At 64.5% G+C, this 453-nt stretch carries 1 protein-coding gene; it reads left to right on the forward strand.

The genetic code is table 11. The annotated features are described in order from the left end of the window. Positions 1–441, forward strand: a 441-nt coding sequence (locus XI08_RS09780; protein ID WP_271574259.1) for a transposase, incomplete at its 5' end; no start/stop codon positions are given. Positions 442–453: the final 12 nt, after the last annotated feature.

Raw genomic sequence — 453 nt, forward strand, 5'->3', positions numbered from 1 at the left:
AAAAGCGGCTCAACCTTCGGTTACAAGGCCCATGTCGGTGTCGATGAAGGATCCGGCTTGATCCGCGCGGTGCTGACCACACCCGCCAACGTCAACGACACGACACCTGCGGACGCTTTGATCCGCGGCGATGAAGCTGCGGTGTGGGCCGATGCGGCTTACGACACCCATGCCCGACGGGCCCGGCTGAAAGCGGAAGGCAAGAAGCCCCGCATCGCCCGTCGTCCCAACAGGCATCACCCAGAGCTGCCGGCCCGGCTCAAACGCTACAACCTCCTCATCGCGCGCCGACGAGCCCAGGTCGAAACCACCTTCGCTACTCTCAAACGCCGCATGCGGCTGACCTGCATCCGCTACGTCGGTCTGATCAAGGCGACCGGACAAGTCCTGCTCGCCTCAATCGCCTTCAACATGAGGCGGTGGGCCACGATCGCCGCGTGAGCCGCCCTCCGA

Source organism: Bradyrhizobium sp. CCBAU 11361, from assembly GCF_028128935.1.
Taxonomy (GTDB): domain Bacteria; phylum Pseudomonadota; class Alphaproteobacteria; order Rhizobiales; family Xanthobacteraceae; genus Bradyrhizobium; species Bradyrhizobium niftali.